The organism is Neolewinella maritima (assembly GCF_923081025.1).
Taxonomy (GTDB): Bacteria; Bacteroidota; Bacteroidia; order Chitinophagales; family Saprospiraceae; genus Neolewinella; species Neolewinella maritima.
Map to the genome: position 1 here is coordinate 349,999 of NZ_CAKLPZ010000003.1, position 15,588 is coordinate 365,586.

At 61.2% G+C, this 15,588-nt stretch carries 13 protein-coding genes; 7 read left to right on the forward strand and 6 right to left on the reverse strand.

The window, feature by feature from the left end:
- Positions 1-74 precede the first annotated feature (74 nt).
- A complete protein-coding gene (gene murQ / locus MJQ68_RS13175; protein ID WP_238751587.1) occupies positions 75-875 on the forward strand; it encodes an N-acetylmuramic acid 6-phosphate etherase in 801 nt (266 codons plus the stop codon).
- Here the strand turns inward: murQ and MJQ68_RS13180 are convergent.
- Genes MJQ68_RS13180 through MJQ68_RS13195 form a run of 4 tightly spaced genes read right to left on the reverse strand, consistent with a single transcriptional unit; the run spans position 831 to position 6,306 of the window.
- Positions 831-1,865: an alpha/beta hydrolase gene (locus MJQ68_RS13180; protein WP_238751588.1), complete on the reverse strand. Its 1,035-nt coding sequence runs from the start codon at positions 1,863-1,865 to the stop codon at positions 831-833. The genes murQ and MJQ68_RS13180 overlap by 45 nt on opposite strands.
- A 14-nt stretch (positions 1,866-1,879) precedes the next feature.
- Complete coding sequence (locus MJQ68_RS13185; protein ID WP_238751589.1) at positions 1,880-3,202, reverse strand: cation:proton antiporter domain-containing protein; 1,323 nt, start codon at positions 3,200-3,202, stop codon at positions 1,880-1,882.
- Positions 3,203-3,205: 3 nt separating this feature from the next.
- Positions 3,206-3,931: a hypothetical protein gene (locus tag MJQ68_RS13190; protein ID WP_238751590.1), complete on the reverse strand. Its 726-nt coding sequence runs from the start codon at positions 3,929-3,931 to the stop codon at positions 3,206-3,208.
- A gap of 11 nt (positions 3,932-3,942) precedes the next feature.
- Positions 3,943-6,306, reverse strand: coding sequence for a hypothetical protein (locus tag MJQ68_RS13195; RefSeq protein WP_238751591.1), 2,364 nt, complete (start codon positions 6,304-6,306; stop codon positions 3,943-3,945).
- A gap of 170 nt (positions 6,307-6,476) precedes the next feature.
- Here MJQ68_RS13195 and MJQ68_RS13200 point away from each other — a divergent pair, with 170 nt between their 5' ends.
- From MJQ68_RS13200 to MJQ68_RS13215, 4 genes are all read left to right on the forward strand, one after another.
- Positions 6,477-9,434, forward strand: a complete 2,958-nt coding sequence (locus MJQ68_RS13200) for a CotH kinase family protein (protein ID WP_238751592.1) — start codon at positions 6,477-6,479, stop codon at positions 9,432-9,434.
- A gap of 109 nt (positions 9,435-9,543) precedes the next feature.
- The gene (locus MJQ68_RS13205) at positions 9,544-10,695 is read left to right on the forward strand and encodes a hypothetical protein (protein WP_238751593.1); all 1,152 of its coding nucleotides are present in this window, start codon (positions 9,544-9,546) and stop codon (positions 10,693-10,695) included.
- Between the two features lie 33 nt (positions 10,696-10,728).
- Complete coding sequence (locus MJQ68_RS13210; protein ID WP_238751594.1) at positions 10,729-11,166, forward strand: Dabb family protein; 438 nt, start codon at positions 10,729-10,731, stop codon at positions 11,164-11,166.
- Between the two features lie 435 nt (positions 11,167-11,601).
- Positions 11,602-11,811, forward strand: a complete 210-nt coding sequence (locus MJQ68_RS13215; RefSeq protein WP_238751595.1) for a hypothetical protein — start codon at positions 11,602-11,604, stop codon at positions 11,809-11,811.
- Here the strand turns inward: MJQ68_RS13215 and MJQ68_RS13220 are convergent.
- The gene (locus MJQ68_RS13220) at positions 11,808-12,551 is read right to left on the reverse strand and encodes a DUF3891 family protein (protein ID WP_238751596.1); all 744 of its coding nucleotides are present in this window, start codon (positions 12,549-12,551) and stop codon (positions 11,808-11,810) included. The two genes, MJQ68_RS13215 and MJQ68_RS13220, sit on opposite strands and share 4 nt — an antisense overlap.
- 151 nt (positions 12,552-12,702) lie before the next feature.
- Here MJQ68_RS13220 and MJQ68_RS13225 point away from each other — a divergent pair, with 151 nt between their 5' ends.
- Together MJQ68_RS13225 and MJQ68_RS13230 are read left to right on the forward strand one after the other, a co-directional pair.
- Positions 12,703-13,461 carry a bestrophin-like domain gene (locus MJQ68_RS13225; RefSeq protein ID WP_238751597.1) on the forward strand — a complete coding sequence of 253 codons (759 nt, stop codon included), beginning with the start codon at positions 12,703-12,705 and terminating at the stop codon, positions 13,459-13,461.
- 9 nt (positions 13,462-13,470) lie between these two features.
- On the forward strand, positions 13,471-14,229 hold the full coding sequence (locus MJQ68_RS13230) for a bestrophin-like domain (protein WP_238751598.1): 759 nt from the start codon (positions 13,471-13,473) through the stop codon (positions 14,227-14,229).
- A 35-nt stretch (positions 14,230-14,264) separates the two neighbouring features.
- On the opposite strand, the gene MJQ68_RS13235 is transcribed toward MJQ68_RS13230, so the two are convergent.
- Positions 14,265-15,563, reverse strand: a complete 1,299-nt coding sequence (locus MJQ68_RS13235) for a hypothetical protein (protein ID WP_238751599.1) — start codon at positions 15,561-15,563, stop codon at positions 14,265-14,267.
- Positions 15,564-15,588: the final 25 nt, after the last annotated feature.

Below are 15,588 nucleotides of genomic sequence, written 5' to 3' on the forward strand. Positions count from 1 at the left end.
CTCCAGGTACGACAGCGCCTCCAACGTCCGCCTTAACCCCTTAACCCCTTATCTCCATAACCCCTTCCCCCCCCATGCAACGCATCACCGAACAGCCCGGCCCCTACCGCCACCTCGAGACCCGCTCCGCCGCCGAGCTGCTTACCTACATCAATGCGCAGGATAGCCTGGTGGCTCCGGCCGTAGCGGCCTGCATCCCGGCACTGACCCGATTGGTCGAAGCGATCGTACCGCGGATGGAGCGGGGCGGACGCTTGTTCTACATCGGAGCGGGCACCAGCGGGCGTCTGGGCGTGCTGGATGCCAGTGAGTGTCCGCCTACCTACGGTGTGCCGCCCGGGATGGTGATCGGACTGATCGCCGGCGGGGACCGTGCCCTGCGCGACGCCGTAGAGGCGGCCGAGGACAGTGCCGGACAGGCCTGGAAGGATATGGCTACCTACACGCCGAACGCCGACGATACTCTGATCGGGATTGCCGCATCGGGGACTACCCCCTACGTGATCGGCGGACTACAGGAAGCCCGGGCCGCTGGTCTGCTTACGGGCTGCGTGACCTGCAATCCCGGCGCGCCAGTCACCGAAGTGTGCGAGCATCCTATTGTAGCAGTGGTAGGCCCTGAGGTGGTGACCGGTAGTACGCGCATGAAGTCGGGGACCGCCCAGAAGCTGGTGCTCAATATGATCACTACGACGGTCATGATCCGACTTGGGCGGGTGCGGGACAACCGCATGGTGGATATGAAGCTCAGCAACGCCAAACTCGTGGACCGCGGCACCAAGATGATCGTGGAGGCTACGGGATTGGCTTACGGCGAGGCCCGGCGGCGGCTACTCGAGCAGGGCAGCGTCCGCGACGTGATCGACGGGCAGTAGGGGCTGCATGCCGAGCACTTCGGTGCAAAAGTCGACCATGGCGCGCTGGGCGGCCATCCAGTCTTTGGACTTGATGTCGCTACCTACGAAGTGGGTTTCGGGAGTGGGTAGGGGCTGTAGGCGTACCTGGTCCGGCGGGGTAGCCAGGAGCTCGTGCAGCTCCGGGTAACGGTCTATTTCGACGTGCTCGTCTTCGTTCAGTGCGTTCTTGTGGTAATACAGTATCAGGACCGGACTACGGACCCTGCGGAAGGTAGTATCGCCCATGGTGGTCTGCACGAGTATCTGCAGATCGACCAGCGCACGGGAGGGGTAGATGGTATCGAAATACTGTGCGGCACCGGGCTCTTCGTGGCTGATCTTCTTATTGGTGCCGAAACTGGCCAGGTTGGCTAGCTCGTGCCCCCAGGGGGACATGAGGAGGGAGGCGCCGGGCTGGTCGTCCTCTACGTTGGGGCCCATATTGATGAGGCCGGCCACGTCGTCCGGAAAGTCGGCCGCCAGCTTGAAGGCCAGGGTGCCCCCGGTGGAGGTGGACATCAGGATCACCCGTCGGCCGATCTGTTTACCGATGGCCAGGGCTTCGCGGGCATCCTGCCAGGCGGCTTCGGGACTGAAATCCTGTAGGGCGGCCCGTGCTTGAAGACCGTGTCCGGCCCAGCGGCCCAGGTAGACGTTACTGCCAAAAATGCGGGGGACGTTCACGTTCACGGGGTAGCCGTCGCGGTAGCTGCCCGCGAAACCGTGGAGGTAGACGAAGGCGTAGTCAGTGACCCGGGGGGTGGAATCGTTCCACACGATACGGGCCTGGTTATTAGGACGGGTGGGTTGGCTGGCTTCTCCTTGCTGCACGTAGCGGTCCAGGTCAGCCAGCGTCTGCGGTACGGTGGGGAGGGTTTCGGCGTAGGTCGGAATGTCGATCCGGGGGCCGAGGAAGTACGCTAAGACGATAACGGCCAGCAGTATGGCAGCGATGTAGACCATCTTCATGGGGGCGCGGTCGGCTAGTGTTCCGGCTCCTTTTCGACGATGGCGTCGGCCAGGGTGGGGGCCTTCCAGCGTTCGTAGCCGATGGGAGCGGAGGCCACGCGGCGGATGGCAGAGGTGGTACGCTTCTTGTCTACGATCATGGCAAAGGTCATGATGAGGCTGGTGCCGATGATGATGTACAGCAGCACGCCAGGCTCGAAGCCGGCCACCTGTACCTCCTGGGGAATGGCGTTAAACAGCAGTACCGTAATCAGGCCCCGGGGAGCCACGAAGAGCTGCGGCAGGATATCGCTACCCAGAAAGATGCGCAGAATGACGAAGCGGATCAGGTAGATACTGAGAATGATGAGCCCGCTCACCATAGCCACCTGCAGACTCAGCAGGGAAGACAGCACGATCGTGATACCGAAGATGACGAAGAAGAAGGTGCGCACCACGAAGGCTGTTTCTACCGTCACTACGTGCAGCCCCTCATAGATGTGCAGCGCTTGCTTGTAGTTGAGCAGTTTGCGGAGTGGACCCTTAAAGAACAGCCGCATATTGGCGATGATGAGGCCGAAGGTCAGGATGATGATCAGCGACGACAGGTGCAGGGTCTTGCCGATGGCGTAAAGCAGCAGCAGCACCGCGATGAGCAGGAAGAGCTTGACGTGGCTCTTGATGTTCTGGAAGATCAGGATGATCACGTAGCTGGCCACCAGGGAGACTACGATGGTGATCAGGATATTGCCCAGGTAGGCGAGTCCGCTGGCGTGGTGCTCGATGACGTCCAGACCGTCGGCTCCTTCGGTAGGTGCTACGGGGAGCTGACTACTGATGAAGTAGAACAGCATGATGCCCATGATGTCCGAAAAGGTACTCTCATAGATGTGGAACTCCCGCTTGTGCCCCTTCAGACCGGTCACGCTGGGAATGATGATGGCGCTCGACAGGATGGATAGCGGAGTGGCGTACAGCCAGGCCAACTGGGGGGTCATGTCTTCGATGAAATACTCCAGGATCTCCGCAGCGGCCCAGGTAGAGGCCAGAAGACCCAGCAGGGCTACGATGAGCGCCTTGCCGATGGCCAGGTACTTGTCGCGTTCCAGCTTGAGCTCCAGGGCGGCCTCCAGGACGATCATGATCAGCCCGACGATACCAAGGATCTCCAGGATCGGAAAGAAGTTGAGGTTACCCAGGCCAAAGTAGCGCAGGCCCTGCTGGAGAAAAATGCCCAGAATGATGAGCATCAGTACCGAGGGTACATTGGTGCGCTTACTGATCTCGCCGAAAAAGAACGACAGGATGATGATCACCGAGGCCTCGATGATGAGGTAGTAGGGATTGGCTAAGTCCATGGGTTAGCGTTTGGCAAGCGTGGCGGGGTATCCCCATTCGTCGAGCAGCGCGAGCAGCTCCGTGAGTTGTTTTTCTTCGCGCACCGACAGGCGGGCCTGGATGCGTCGTTCTTCCTTTCCGGTATAGGACAGTTCGGGCTTGAAGCTGCGATCGAGGTAGGGCGTGGTGGTCAGGCGGTCGGCCAGCGTCTGTAGGGGAGCACTGGCATCCTTGGGCGGCGTGAGGTGCAGCTGGTAGAAGCCCCCGATGTCCTTGCCGGTCACCAGGCTATAGCCCTGGGTGAGCAGGGTGGTATAGTTGGTGAAGTGGAGTCCCTCGCCGGTCTGTAGGTAGATGCCGATGGGACTGATGCGGCTGATGACCCCCTTGGCCCGTTCGGTACGCATGCGCTTGCCCACCGCGATCAGGGGATTGAACAGTACGATGCGCCCGCTGAGGTAGTCGCGGATGCGGGAGAAGCCCGCCGCTACGAGAAACAGCAGCACCGTACCGTGCAGTACGGGGTTGATGTACACGAAGATCACGGCCAGTACCAGCACCGTGATGGGTTGGTACAGTAGCAGGAAGGGGGCTACGATCGCGTAGGCGGTAGCCCGGAAGCCCTCCACCCGCTTGGTGCGCACGAGGCGCTCGCGGGCCAGCAGCAACAGGGCGTAGAGTCCGTAGAGGATCAGCGCGGCTAGCAGCAGGTCCGTCCAGGAGAAGTACGAGTAAAGCAGTAGATCCACGCGGCAGGGGGCTAGTTGGGGTAGGTAAGGTAATCTTCGGCGTCGAGCATGCGGCCTACGTCGTTGGCAATCCGCTCGGCTAACTCCAGACTGCCGTCGTTGTTGCGGGTCACTACCCCTACGCGGATCAATCGCTGCAGAATGCTTCCGTAGCGCTCGGCGTAGGCCGGACCGAAGAGTCTGCGCAGTCTGAAGTCGCGGCTGCGCTTCTCGAGCACGAGCGTGGAAAGGATCGTGGCCGTATCGGGCGTCAGAAAGCCGGGTAATGTGTAGCGGCGGCCTACCGGTTGGTAGACCCGCGTGTCGTCGTACCGCTCGGTGAAGTACGCCCACCGGTTGATGGTGTCCCCCACGTTGCCGTCCGTGGCCCGGTAAATGCGGCGTACGAGCTGGCCGAAGGCCGCCTCGCTGATGGCTTCGCCCTGTGCATTCACCATTTGCTTGTGGGTGGCCCCGTGCCGCAGCAGTACGGCCTGGCGCATGTCGTCCAGCGCAAAGTCGTCCAGGTTGATCTCGGTCTGAAATACCCGGTCGAGCTCCATGAAGCGGTCCAGGTGGCGGTACACGGCGTTGGTTGTAGCTACGAGGTAGAAGATGCGTCCGGAGTAGTCGTCGATGTGCTCGCCGAGCGCGCGCACGTTCTCGGCCAGTCCGTGGTCCTTGTCCCACCAGAGTTCCAGGTCGTCGATCCACACCAGGGGGCGCGACTGCAGGGTATACTTCTGTACGAATGCCAGGGCTTCGCGCAGGTTCCCGCTGGTCTTAGTACGCCGGCCCTGCACGGTCAGGGGAGCGTTGGGCTGCAGCCGGATGGTCTGCCCGGCAAAGTAGCGGTTGGTGATCATCTCACCGAATAGCGTCTTGCCGGCCAGTCGGTTGCCGGTCAGCACCACGGCACCCCGGTAGCCCTGCCGCCAGCTGTCGACGAGCTGCGCCATGTGGGCCGTCTCGCGTTCGCGGCCTACCAGAAAAGATTCCCCGATGTAGCCCTTGGTCATCAGAATATTGGTATAGGCGGCATTGTCCGGTGAGACGCTCCGCTGGCGGATCACCCGCACGGTGCGCTCACTCACACTGAGGCGGTCTTCACGCACCGCATCGCCCAGCAGGCGGTTTACACCCGTGACGTGCTCACCCAGCCAGTTGCGTACGGTATTGACCAGGCGGCCCTGGCGGCGGGTAAATACATTGATGCCGGTCTGTAGCGGTAGCGGTAGGAAACCGGCCTCGGCGCGGTATACGGACGTCAGCCGCAGGTCCTGCTCGATGCGGGCCTCCAGGCGCTGCCGCAGGGTAGTGTAGTCGCGCCGCCGCGCTGCGATCTGCTCGGTGAAGGTGCGGAAGGGTTCGGCCAGTGAATTGTTCGTGAAACTAACGTCGTGACCGGCCTTGATCTCGTTGCTCAGCAGGAGGGCGCGGTTGCGTACGTTGACCAGAGCTACGTTGAGTCCGTTGCTGACCTGTGCGCTCAGCTCCCAGAGCTCGTAGAGCAGGGGCATGGCCTGGGCCGATACCCACTGATCGGTGGCGCGGCGGAAGTTGACCTCCTTGTATCGCAGCATGCCCTCATCGGAAGCTACCGTTACGCGCTGCTCGCCCAGCTGGGCGGTCTTGGTAGTGATCGCATTGGTGAAGCGATCAAGCCGGGGCAGGGTGGCCTCTTCGCTGATGTAGTCGTCCAGTTTACTGGCCACCATGCCGGGCCGCTCCAGGTCGTGGTCGCCGGTGGTGATGTATTCGGTGACTTCGGTGGCGCGACGGGCCGCGCGGTCGATCACCTGCTGACTGGCCTCGATGGCCTCCTCCAGTAGGTTCCGCAACTGGGTGAAGTGCTGCTGCTCCTGCTGCAGGCTAGTGTATTCTTCCGCCAGGTCTTCAGACTGCCCCGCCAGTTCGTTGAGTTGGTGGCGGTACACGGGCCAGGGATTGTGCTGAAGCTTCCAGGCGTTGAGCTGCTTGCGGCGCTTGCGTTCGTCGCGCTGTAGCAGCTCCAGCTGGGTCTGGTGATCGTGTTCCCATTCCTCCAGGGCCTCGGTGAGCGCGAAGCGGGAGCGGGCGTATAGATCGTCCACCTCCTCGGGAGTAGACTGCCCTTCGGCGACCAGTAGACTAGCTACCTGAAGCTGCAACTGCACGTCGCGGTAAAGCATCATGAAGTGCTTGGCGCGCTCGGCCCATACGAAGTGTAGCAGCCGGCAGTCCAGATCCAGCGGGTTTTCCTCCTCGCCGGAGGGGCAGGTATCTCCCCGGGTGATCATGGTATCGGCCAGCTCGCGGGTACGCTGCGCCATTTCTTCTACGGGACCGTCTACGGTCAGGCGCTGAATACTGGAGGCGGCCGTCGTAGCCAAAGAAGCGGGTAGAATCGTAGACATAGCGCGGTAAGATAGTACTCAGGCGGCAAGCAGTTCGCCCACACTGTATATCGATAGCCGGGGTGCGAAAGCCGTAGGGGCAGGTACGGGTAAAGCCCGCAACCGTCCGTTGGACGGCTAGCAGCTGTAGGTCTGAGCCCTATCTTGGCGGCACGCAAACCATCTGGCTTTTGTTCCTCTCCAGCCCCCTCACCTTACGCTGTGCATTAGCCTTAGTACTCCTTCCGGTGGGGCAGTGGGTCGCGGCGCAGTCCATCGTGCTCAACGAGCTCGTTACCGCTAACACGACCGGACTACGGGATCACTACGGAGAGTACTCCGACTGGATCGAGCTTTATAATAGCGGTAACGTAGCGGTACCACTGGAAGGATACCGGCTCACGGATGGTGATGCACCCACGGATGCATGGGTACTACCGGACACGATACTTGCTCCAGACAGATACCTCCTACTATGGGCCAGTGGTCGCGGTGCACCAGCTCCGAACGGTGAGCTACACACTGACTTCAAACTGCGCGCCGCCGGCGAGGTGGTCCGGTTGCTGCGGCCCAGCGGTGATGTGATGGACACCAGTCCGGCCGTAGCCCTACAGCCCGATCTGGCCCTGGGCAGGATCCCTACGGACCGCACGAACTGGTACTACCTGAGCCCCGCCAGCCCGGGAACAAGCAATGCTACAGCAGCGGCCTATACCGGTACGGTGGCCGGTCCAGGCTTCGTCCATACCGAAGGATTTTACCGCGATAGCCTGTCGGTGGTCATACGGGCGGAAGCCGGTAGTGGTACCATGTACTACACCCTGGATGGAAGCCCACCTGACCGTACCGCTATACCATATACCGGGCCGTTCACCGTGCGGCAGACCACTACCGTCCGGGCCAGATCCTACCGTGCCGGCGCACTGCCCAGCCCGGTCGTCACCGCCACCTACCTGCTGGAGGATACGGCCCTGCCTACAGTAAGTCTGGTCACTGACCCGGCCAATCTATTCGGCGACGGAGGCATCTATACCCGGTATCGGTTGGATGAGGAGCGCCCGATCCGGATGTCCTACTTCGGTACGGACCGGCAGCTCGCCTTCGCCGCTGACCTGGGCGTCAAGATCCACGCACCGGAGCCCGCCCGGCAGAAATCGCTGCGGCTCTACGCCCGCGCCCGCTACGGGCAGTCCGCTATCGATTACCCCCTGTTCGGAACTACGGGAGTGAAAAGCTTGCGCCGCCTGATCCTCCGCAATGCGGGTAACGACGGTACCCAGAAGGGCGGTATTCACCTGAAGGACGCCCTTGCGCACCGGCTGTACCAGCAGCTCGACCCGGATCATCATGCGTCGGCCTACCAGCCGGTCAATGTATTTCTGAACGGCGCCTACTTCGGCGTGTACAACCTGCGCGAGCGGCAGGACGAGCACTATCTGGAAAGCCATACCGGCCTACAGCCCCGGGAGGTCGACTTCCTGGAGTATGACTACGCGGAGCGCAGCAAGCAGAATACCCTGAGTGGCGACTGGGTGGACTACACGGCGCTGCGGGAATTCTTCCTGACCCACGACCTGCAAACGGACGAGCACTACGCTACGGCCAGCGCACGCATCGACCGGGCAAACTTCATCGATTACCAGCTGCTGGAGATCTTCGTGGGCAACCAGGACTGGCTAAACAACAACATCAAATTTTGGCGACCGCGCCACGCAGCCGGGCGCTGGCGCTGGGTACTCTGGGACATCGACTACGGTCTGGGTACCCAGACGGCCGCGGCGGTAGGGCAGCCAGACTTCGACTTCCTGAGCATGGCCACGGGCTGGGGCGGCTGGGGCGGCGGTGACTATACCTGGATGCTGCGGAATCTGCTCCGGCATCCGGACTTCAGGGAGCGGTTCATACGCCGCGCTTTCGATCTGTACAATACCTCATTCTCGCCCAGCTATGTCGCCGCCGAGTTGGAGGCCGTCCGCCAAATTATCGAGCCCGAGCTAGGCCGCCACCTGGCGCGCTGGGGCAAGTCGGCGGAACGCTACGAGACTCATTACGCCCACACCCTCGATTTCGTGACCCGTCGTACCGGCTTCGCACGGGACCGCCTCATCAAAACGTTTGCTCTGGACACAAGCCTCCATCAGCTTACCGTCGATGTAGCCTCCCCGGCCGGTGGCAGGGTGAGCGTAAACACCCTGTACCTGGATTCACGCACCCCGGGGTGGCAGCGCCGGCCCTATCCCTGGACGGGTAGCTACACCCGCGACTACCCCGTGCAGCTCACCGCGATCCCGCAGCCCGGCTACGTCTTCTCCCACTGGGAGGGAGACACCACCGCCACGGTGCCACGACTTGACGTGGTGCTGGACCATGATTTCAGTACTATTGCCGTATTTGTTGCGGCGGAGGCCACGCAGGTGCCACAGCTGGTGATTAATGAAGTGCTCACCGACAATGCCGGCACCTACGCCGATAAGCTCGGTAGACTCACGGACTGGTTCGAGCTGTATAATCCCGGTGAGCAGCCCGTCAGTCCGGTAGGACTATACGTAACGGACGATCCCGCCGACCCCACGAAGTGGCAGCTCACCGGCGTTGACCCCCTCACCACACTCATCGAAGCGGGGGGCTACACCACCTTCCACGCCAGTGCGGCACCGGAGCGGGGGGACCTCCACGTCGATTTCAAGCTCAGCCGGTCCGGCGAATACCTCGGACTGTACTACCGTGCACCGGATGGGATCATCCATCTCGTCGATGCCGTAGACGTGCCACCCCTGCAGACCGACGAGAGCTACGGTCGACTTCCCAATGGCGGGCCTGAATGGACCTATCTGGATGTAGCAAGCCCTAATGCAGCGAATGAAGCTGAATTAGTCTCCGAAACGGAACCCGCTGTAGTTCAAGCGTTCTTCAGCCTGTACCCCAATCCGGCGGCTACGACCGTAGTCCTGCAACCCACGGTACACCAGGGGCACTATACCCTACAACTCACAAATGCAGTGGGCCAGCTCGTATACCGGAAACGGATCACCGCCCCGGGCCCTTATCGGATGGACGTGGGTGGGCTACCTCCTGGCCTCTATACAGTCACGGCGGTTTCCCGAACGGGGGACTGGCGGGCGGTGCGGCAGTTTGCGGTAGTGCGATAAAACAGTCTATTGGAGCCGACCACCAAAACTAGGGGCTAGTTGCATCTGGCCGAATACTACACAAAATTCGAGTACGCCGCCCATCGAGCCGGTCCCGACCCAAACGCCCATGTCTACAACCCACTACTGGAGCTACGCCATTTGGTACCTATGTATCGGGCTGTTACTCTGCACCTGCGGCCCCGCCCGGGAAGTGCGGGAGGCTCCGGAGGGCGACTACTGGCCGGTACACGATACCCTGCCCCCACCGCCGCAGGGTATGGCTAGTCTGCTGGAACCCCGCATGGTGCTGGAGGGCGACTCGATGTACTACTATTCCCCCGTGTACCCAGCACAGCGACGCTATCCGGCATATGCTGCGGACAGCACGGCGCGGTTTGCCGACTCGCTCTACGTGGTGTACCAGATGAGGAACGACAGTACGCTGGAGCTGCGGATGCATACACCGCAGGGTATTTCACCAAATCGGGTCATGCAGTACCACCCACCGGGCCCGCGGATACAGGCGCTGCCGCCGACCGTGGCCGGACACACCTACCGCTTCGATGTGGGAGGGCTGCCCCTGCTGCTGTATTTCGGTACCGAACGGCAGGCGATACCAACCTTTACCCTGCGGGAGGGACCTACGCTGGAGGCAGTAGAATGGAGAAATCAGCAGCCGATCGCCGACGCAGGGGGCAGACCGATCGTCGGGCTGTCCTACGCCGAGTCCATAGGGGAACATCAGGTGCAGATACATCGCGTACTGGTCTGCGCTACGGAGGAGGGTGAACCGCAGCTATACGTGATCAAAGATGCGCGGGATGACCATAGGGTAGAGGGCCCCTTTCCGGGGACGCTCTATGCCCCGCCGGTGCCGGATACGGAGGCCGACCAGAACCTGGTGGCAAGGCTACAGCGCGGGCGGATCGAGCGGGCTCCACTGAGTCCCCCCTACGCCGGCGGGCGCTTCCCCCCGCCGCCCTTTCCGCTGCACCAGACGGTTTCACCGGCGGAGGCTAAGGCACTGGATTTCGAATTTCGGGACGACGGGGTGGTGATCCTGCTGAGCGGGCAGGACATCAAGGCGGAAGGGCGGTGGGGGATTTCCACCGACCGTAATTTCTTGATGTTGCAGCCGGAGGGGGCATACGGTACACCGGTCCTCCTGCCCTTTACGGCGTACACCGAGGACTACGTAGCTTTCGAGCTACCGGTGCGCCTGTATACGGGCAGTGACCTGACGACCTGTTTCGTGCCGCTGCGCTTCTATGCGCCCTAGCGGACCTGGCTACCCCGCACCTATCTTTGGAGTATGTACTATTCCCGATTATTCGTCCTGTTGCTGAGCAGTCTGCTGCTCGTAGCCTGTCAGGAAGAACTTCCGCCGCCCACCGTAGATACCCCCGCCGTAATGGAAACTCCCGCCGTGACCTCACCCGACAGCCTGCTACGCCACGCCGTATTCTTCGCGTTCAAGGAGACCGCTACCCCGGCGGATATCGACCGGGTGCAGCGCGCCTTCAGTGCCCTGCCGGAGCAGATCGAGGAGATCCACGCTTACGAATGGGGCACCAACAATAGTCCGGAGGGATTGAATAAAGACTTTACCCACGCCTTCTTCGTCACCTTTGCTAGCGAGGCGGACCGGGAGGTGTACCTGCCGCACCCCGCGCACCAGGCTTTTGTGGACGTATTGCAGCCGCACCTAAAGGATGTATTTGTACTGGATTACTGGGCCCGGGAGGAGTAGGGCTGGATAGTTTACGTAGGTCCATTGTAACCGTATAGCACGTACTATGTACTTCACTACTGCTTGTCATTATGAGCACGTGTAAGTGCTCTGGTACTATAACCTCCTTTCCCCCGCTTCACTATGATAGACGTATACTGAGCTGGCCAGTAGGGGGATGTACCGATCGACCCGACTCTCCCGTCTATTAAGCGGCAGAATGAGTAAGTGATATAATTGTCATGTTGATACTTTTAGGTGCGTGTCGTGCCTCCTTGTTGTGTGTTAAAACATGGTGTACAAATTTCAGTAAATAGTATACTAAGCGAGGTCTGTGGGGCATTAGATAGTACGCTTAGGCTTCTTCCGCTATCGCAGTATTATGCAGCGATTGGCCGCACTATTGTGCGGGTGCCGGTGAAAGCCTACCAGTCTGCAGAATTAACATCCCTACCCATGAAAGCATACGCCACTATCGCTCTGATCATCTCCATCCTTATACTGTTCTGGAGCGTGCTCATCTTCGCCAATTTCGCCCGGTTCTCTCGGTCCGAGATGGCTCCCGTACTGCTAGGTTATGCCGGGCTCATGGCCACGTATACCGTGGCTACTTTCTTCTACGTGACTAAGATGGAACGACGGCGGCTCACCCGGCGGCGGGGCTAGTCGGCCTGACGAACGAACTCCCACTCCCGAACCTCCGCTACCGTATCGCGTAGCACATCACCCAGCGCCGCGCTGCTCGCGAAGGCCAACTGCTGCACTACGAAGGACTCCCCCCGCACCGTAAAGCGATCCGTAGTGAACGGCCAGGGCGTGACGGTCAGCCGTTCGGTATCCGGCTGCTGGCGTAAGTAGTGGACCTTACCGAGTGCATCATTTATTTCTAACTGACGGCCCAGTGTAGGTACGTCCTCCCCACATAAGATCAGTGACAGGCGGTCACAAAAGCGTAGGTAGCCGTAGGTTGTAGCAAGTACTTTTTGTTTCCAGTGGCGCTGTCGTAGAAGCTGTTTGCGCCGGGTAGCGATATCCTTTAGTAGGGCCTTCAGACGCTCGTCTACGGACTGTCCGGCGTACAGAAATTCGTAGTGCATACCGAGGAGCAGGTAGGTCCAGGCGTGCTTGCGGTGTGCATCCGCCAGCAGGGCCTCGGACTGCAGACTGCGCTGGGCATCCTCCGTATCCATCAGGGAGAAGTCCCGGGGGGCACCGCGCTCCGTCAGGTAGTCTCCCGTGCGGAAATCGAGCTGGTGATCGTCGTGCTCGGCTACCGCCAGCAGGGTAGGAAGCAGTAGCTCCTCGGGCAGGGCCACGGCGAGGTGCCCGAACAGGTCGGCGGCAAGGAATCCGTGGGCGGGGTGCAGCGTGATCCGCCAGCCGGCGGGGTGGGGGCGTACGAGCATGGGTTGGTTGGGACGGTCCGCCAGCAACTGCCGGACTCCGTACGAGCAAACTTGCGGTAGGAGGATTGGTTCGCCCGACCAGTGCGTAAACATGATGTTACGAAACAACAGCAGATAGTACCTTCGCTTCCTTTATACCCCGCCGCCCCATATGTACAACCTCAATAGTGTCTTAATCGTCGCGATCCTCTTCGCGCTCATCCTGCTGGCCGATCTACTGGGGTTGAAGATGGGACAGCGGGTGCAGCACAAGTCCGACAGCGACGTGAAGTCACAAACGTCCGCCATTCAGGGTGGTATCATCGGCATGCTGGCCCTGATCCTGGGATTTACCTTCAATATGTCGATCCAGCGCTACGATAGCCGGGCCGGTGCCGAGGTGGAAGAAGCCAACGCCATCGGTACGGCCGAGCTGCGCACCTCCCTCTTGCCGGCTCCCTACGACGCGCAGGCCCAGGAAGCCATCGATGCATACATCGATCTGCGGTTGGAGAGCAGCCACACCGATCTGACGCAGGTGGTGGAGCGCAGGGCCCTCAACGTGCGCACGAGCGCCCTGCAGCAGCGCATCTGGGATATCGGGGTAGCGGCTGCCGACGAGGCGCCTAATCCCGTCCGCACCGGCTACTTCCTCACTGCCGTCAACGATATGATCGACGCCCAGGGCAGTCGGCTCGATGTACTTAACCGGCACGTGCCGCCGGCCATCTTTTACCTCTTGTTTGTCTTCTTCATCGCCACCGGTGCGCTGATCGGGTACTCTACCGGTCTGGGCGAGCGCCGCTCCCGCGTCCCCGCCCTGGTGCTTAACCTGCTTATTTGCCTGATGGTGTTCATCATCATCGACCTGGACCGGCCCCGCCGGGGGGTCATCGAGGTGCGGCAGGACAGTATGGAAGCCCTTCGCTAAACGCCCCCTATGTACAGCCTCAACAGTGTTGTAATTGCCGCCATGCTCTTTGCCGTGATCGTGCTGGCCCACGAGATCGGTATCCGACTGGGTAACTTCCGACTGACCCAGTCGGACAGTGACGTCAAATCGCAGACCTCGGCCATCCAGGGCGGCGTGCTCGGTTTGCTGGCCCTGATCCTGGGTTTCACCTTCAGCATGTCCATCCAGCGCTACGATCACCGCTCCGGGGCGGAGGTGAACGAGGCCAACGCCATCGGTACGGCCGAGCTGCGTACGGCCCTGCTGCCGGCACCCTACGACGCACAGGCCCAGGCGGCCATTGACGAGTACATCGAACTGCGGCTGCGGAGCAGTCAGGTAGACCTCACCCACCGCGACGAGCGCCGCGCCCTGAACGTAGCGACCAGCGCCCTGCAGCAGCGCATCTGGGACATCGGTGTAGCCGCCGCGGACGCCAACCCTAACCCCGTAAAGACCGGCTACTTTCTGCAGGCGGTCAACGAGCTGATCGACGCCTACGGCAGTCGGCTGGATGCGCTGCAGCGGCACGTGCCCCCGGCGATCTTTTACCTGCTGTTCGTCTTTTTCATCTCTACCGGCGCGCTCATCGGCTACTCCAGCGGACTGGGCGAGCGCCGCTCCCGCGTGCCCGCCCTGGTGCTGACCATGCTCATCTGCCTACTGGTGTTCATCATCATCGACCTGGACCGGCCGCGGCGGGGCGTGATCCAGGTGCGGCAGGATAGCATGGAGGCGCTGCGCTGAGCGGCCCCCGTACCGGCATGGGTACAGGGATCTCGTTACAGGTTGCGGATCGCACGCTCGATGATCCTACAGACCGCTTCGGTATTGATGCGCTCGCAGATCTGGGCGTCGAGGTGTGCCTGTAGCTCGGCCCGCAGATCGTCGGGTGGCGACACGTCCTTACCGGCGATAAAGTCTTTGGTGCTCTGCGGGAGCACTTCGGACGAGGCTACGGAGCGCAGTAGGGTGGTCACGTCATCGCAGTGCATGGTGCGCACCATGCGGGTGATGTGGGCGATGCCCGCTATGACGTTCTCCTGGCAGCCATCGCCCCGGTTGGCCGGCCAGTCGCGCAGGTATTGCTCACAGGTTACCGGGCGGGTACTGGTGCTTAGACAAAGCTCCCCTTTTGCGTTCGTAGCTCCCCAGGGGATCACGTCCTGCGCGTAGTGGTCGCAGACCGCCTTCAACGACCAGGTAAACTCCCCGCAGGAGCGCGGCGACGTCTTGTCGGGGGAGCCGGCCGCTAGTCCTCCGGTGATCAATCGCCGGTCTGCATCGTAAGTGCACTGCTGCCCGGGCGCACGTGATTCGTCGGGGATCCAGCGAATCTCGTGGGTAGCTCCGTAGTGAAACTCCTGGGATGCTTCGGGACACACCTGCCAGCGTCCGCAGTTTTCTACTTTCCCATCGATGGCGTCCGTCAGTTCACACGGGCAGTCCGGTAGCCGGTCGTACCACACGGGCTGATCACTGCCCTGACGGGGGGAATCCCCGTCCTGGTCCAGGATGACCCGGCCCTGTCCGTTCTCGATGAACACGCCGGTCGGATCACTGCGGTCGTCGACCATGAAATTAGCGTAGTGAAATCCCTGGATGCCCGCATCCGTCATGGTGCCGGATAGCACGTGGACCACCCGTGCCGTGGCGTTGCCGATGCGCGAGGAATCGAATTCGATGTACACGGAAAACTGACAGCCGGTGCCGGAGATGAGGCTGCCTACGTCCTTACCCGACTCGTTGCCATTGGTATAGGTCACCTTTACTTCGTGGCGTTCGTTGTTCTGCTCCTCGAAGGTGACCACGTAATCTTTGAACAGTTTGCCGGGGAAGTCACCCGGATGGTTGCTGCTCTTCAGGACGAAGCGGGATACGTCATACGTGCCCTCCACCAGGGGCGGATCGTCACCCGGGTAGATCGGCATACCGAGCTTGAGCATAGAATCCAGAATGGCGGGCGGCAGGATCTCTTGCACGCGGGACGGTAGGTCGTCCGGAGCTACCGGCGTCACGTCCTCTTTCTCGCAGGCACATACGCACAACAGCGCGATCCATAGCCACGATAGCTTACTCATTCGTACTGAATTTAGTCGTGTGGAA

Bases quoted from the DNA above. Each gene is read 5' to 3' on its own strand.
- murQ (WP_238751587.1), top strand. From the start codon at position 75: ATGCAACGCATCACCGAACAGCCCGGCCCCTACCGCCACCTCGAGACC.
- MJQ68_RS13180 (WP_238751588.1), bottom strand. From the start codon at position 1,865: ATGAAGATGGTCTACATCGCTGCCATACTGCTGGCCGTTATCGTCTTA.
- MJQ68_RS13185 (WP_238751589.1), bottom strand. From the start codon at position 3,202: ATGGACTTAGCCAATCCCTACTACCTCATCATCGAGGCCTCGGTGATC.
- MJQ68_RS13195 (WP_238751591.1), bottom strand. From the start codon at position 6,306: ATGTCTACGATTCTACCCGCTTCTTTGGCTACGACGGCCGCCTCCAGT.
- MJQ68_RS13205 (WP_238751593.1), top strand. From the start codon at position 9,544: ATGTCTACAACCCACTACTGGAGCTACGCCATTTGGTACCTATGTATC.
- MJQ68_RS13210 (WP_238751594.1), top strand. From the start codon at position 10,729: ATGTACTATTCCCGATTATTCGTCCTGTTGCTGAGCAGTCTGCTGCTC.
- MJQ68_RS13215 (WP_238751595.1), top strand. From the start codon at position 11,602: ATGAAAGCATACGCCACTATCGCTCTGATCATCTCCATCCTTATACTG.
- MJQ68_RS13220 (WP_238751596.1), bottom strand. From the start codon at position 12,551: ATGCTCGTACGCCCCCACCCCGCCGGCTGGCGGATCACGCTGCACCCC.
- MJQ68_RS13225 (WP_238751597.1), top strand. From the start codon at position 12,703: ATGTACAACCTCAATAGTGTCTTAATCGTCGCGATCCTCTTCGCGCTC.
- MJQ68_RS13230 (WP_238751598.1), top strand. From the start codon at position 13,471: ATGTACAGCCTCAACAGTGTTGTAATTGCCGCCATGCTCTTTGCCGTG.
- MJQ68_RS13235 (WP_238751599.1), bottom strand. From the start codon at position 15,563: ATGAGTAAGCTATCGTGGCTATGGATCGCGCTGTTGTGCGTATGTGCC.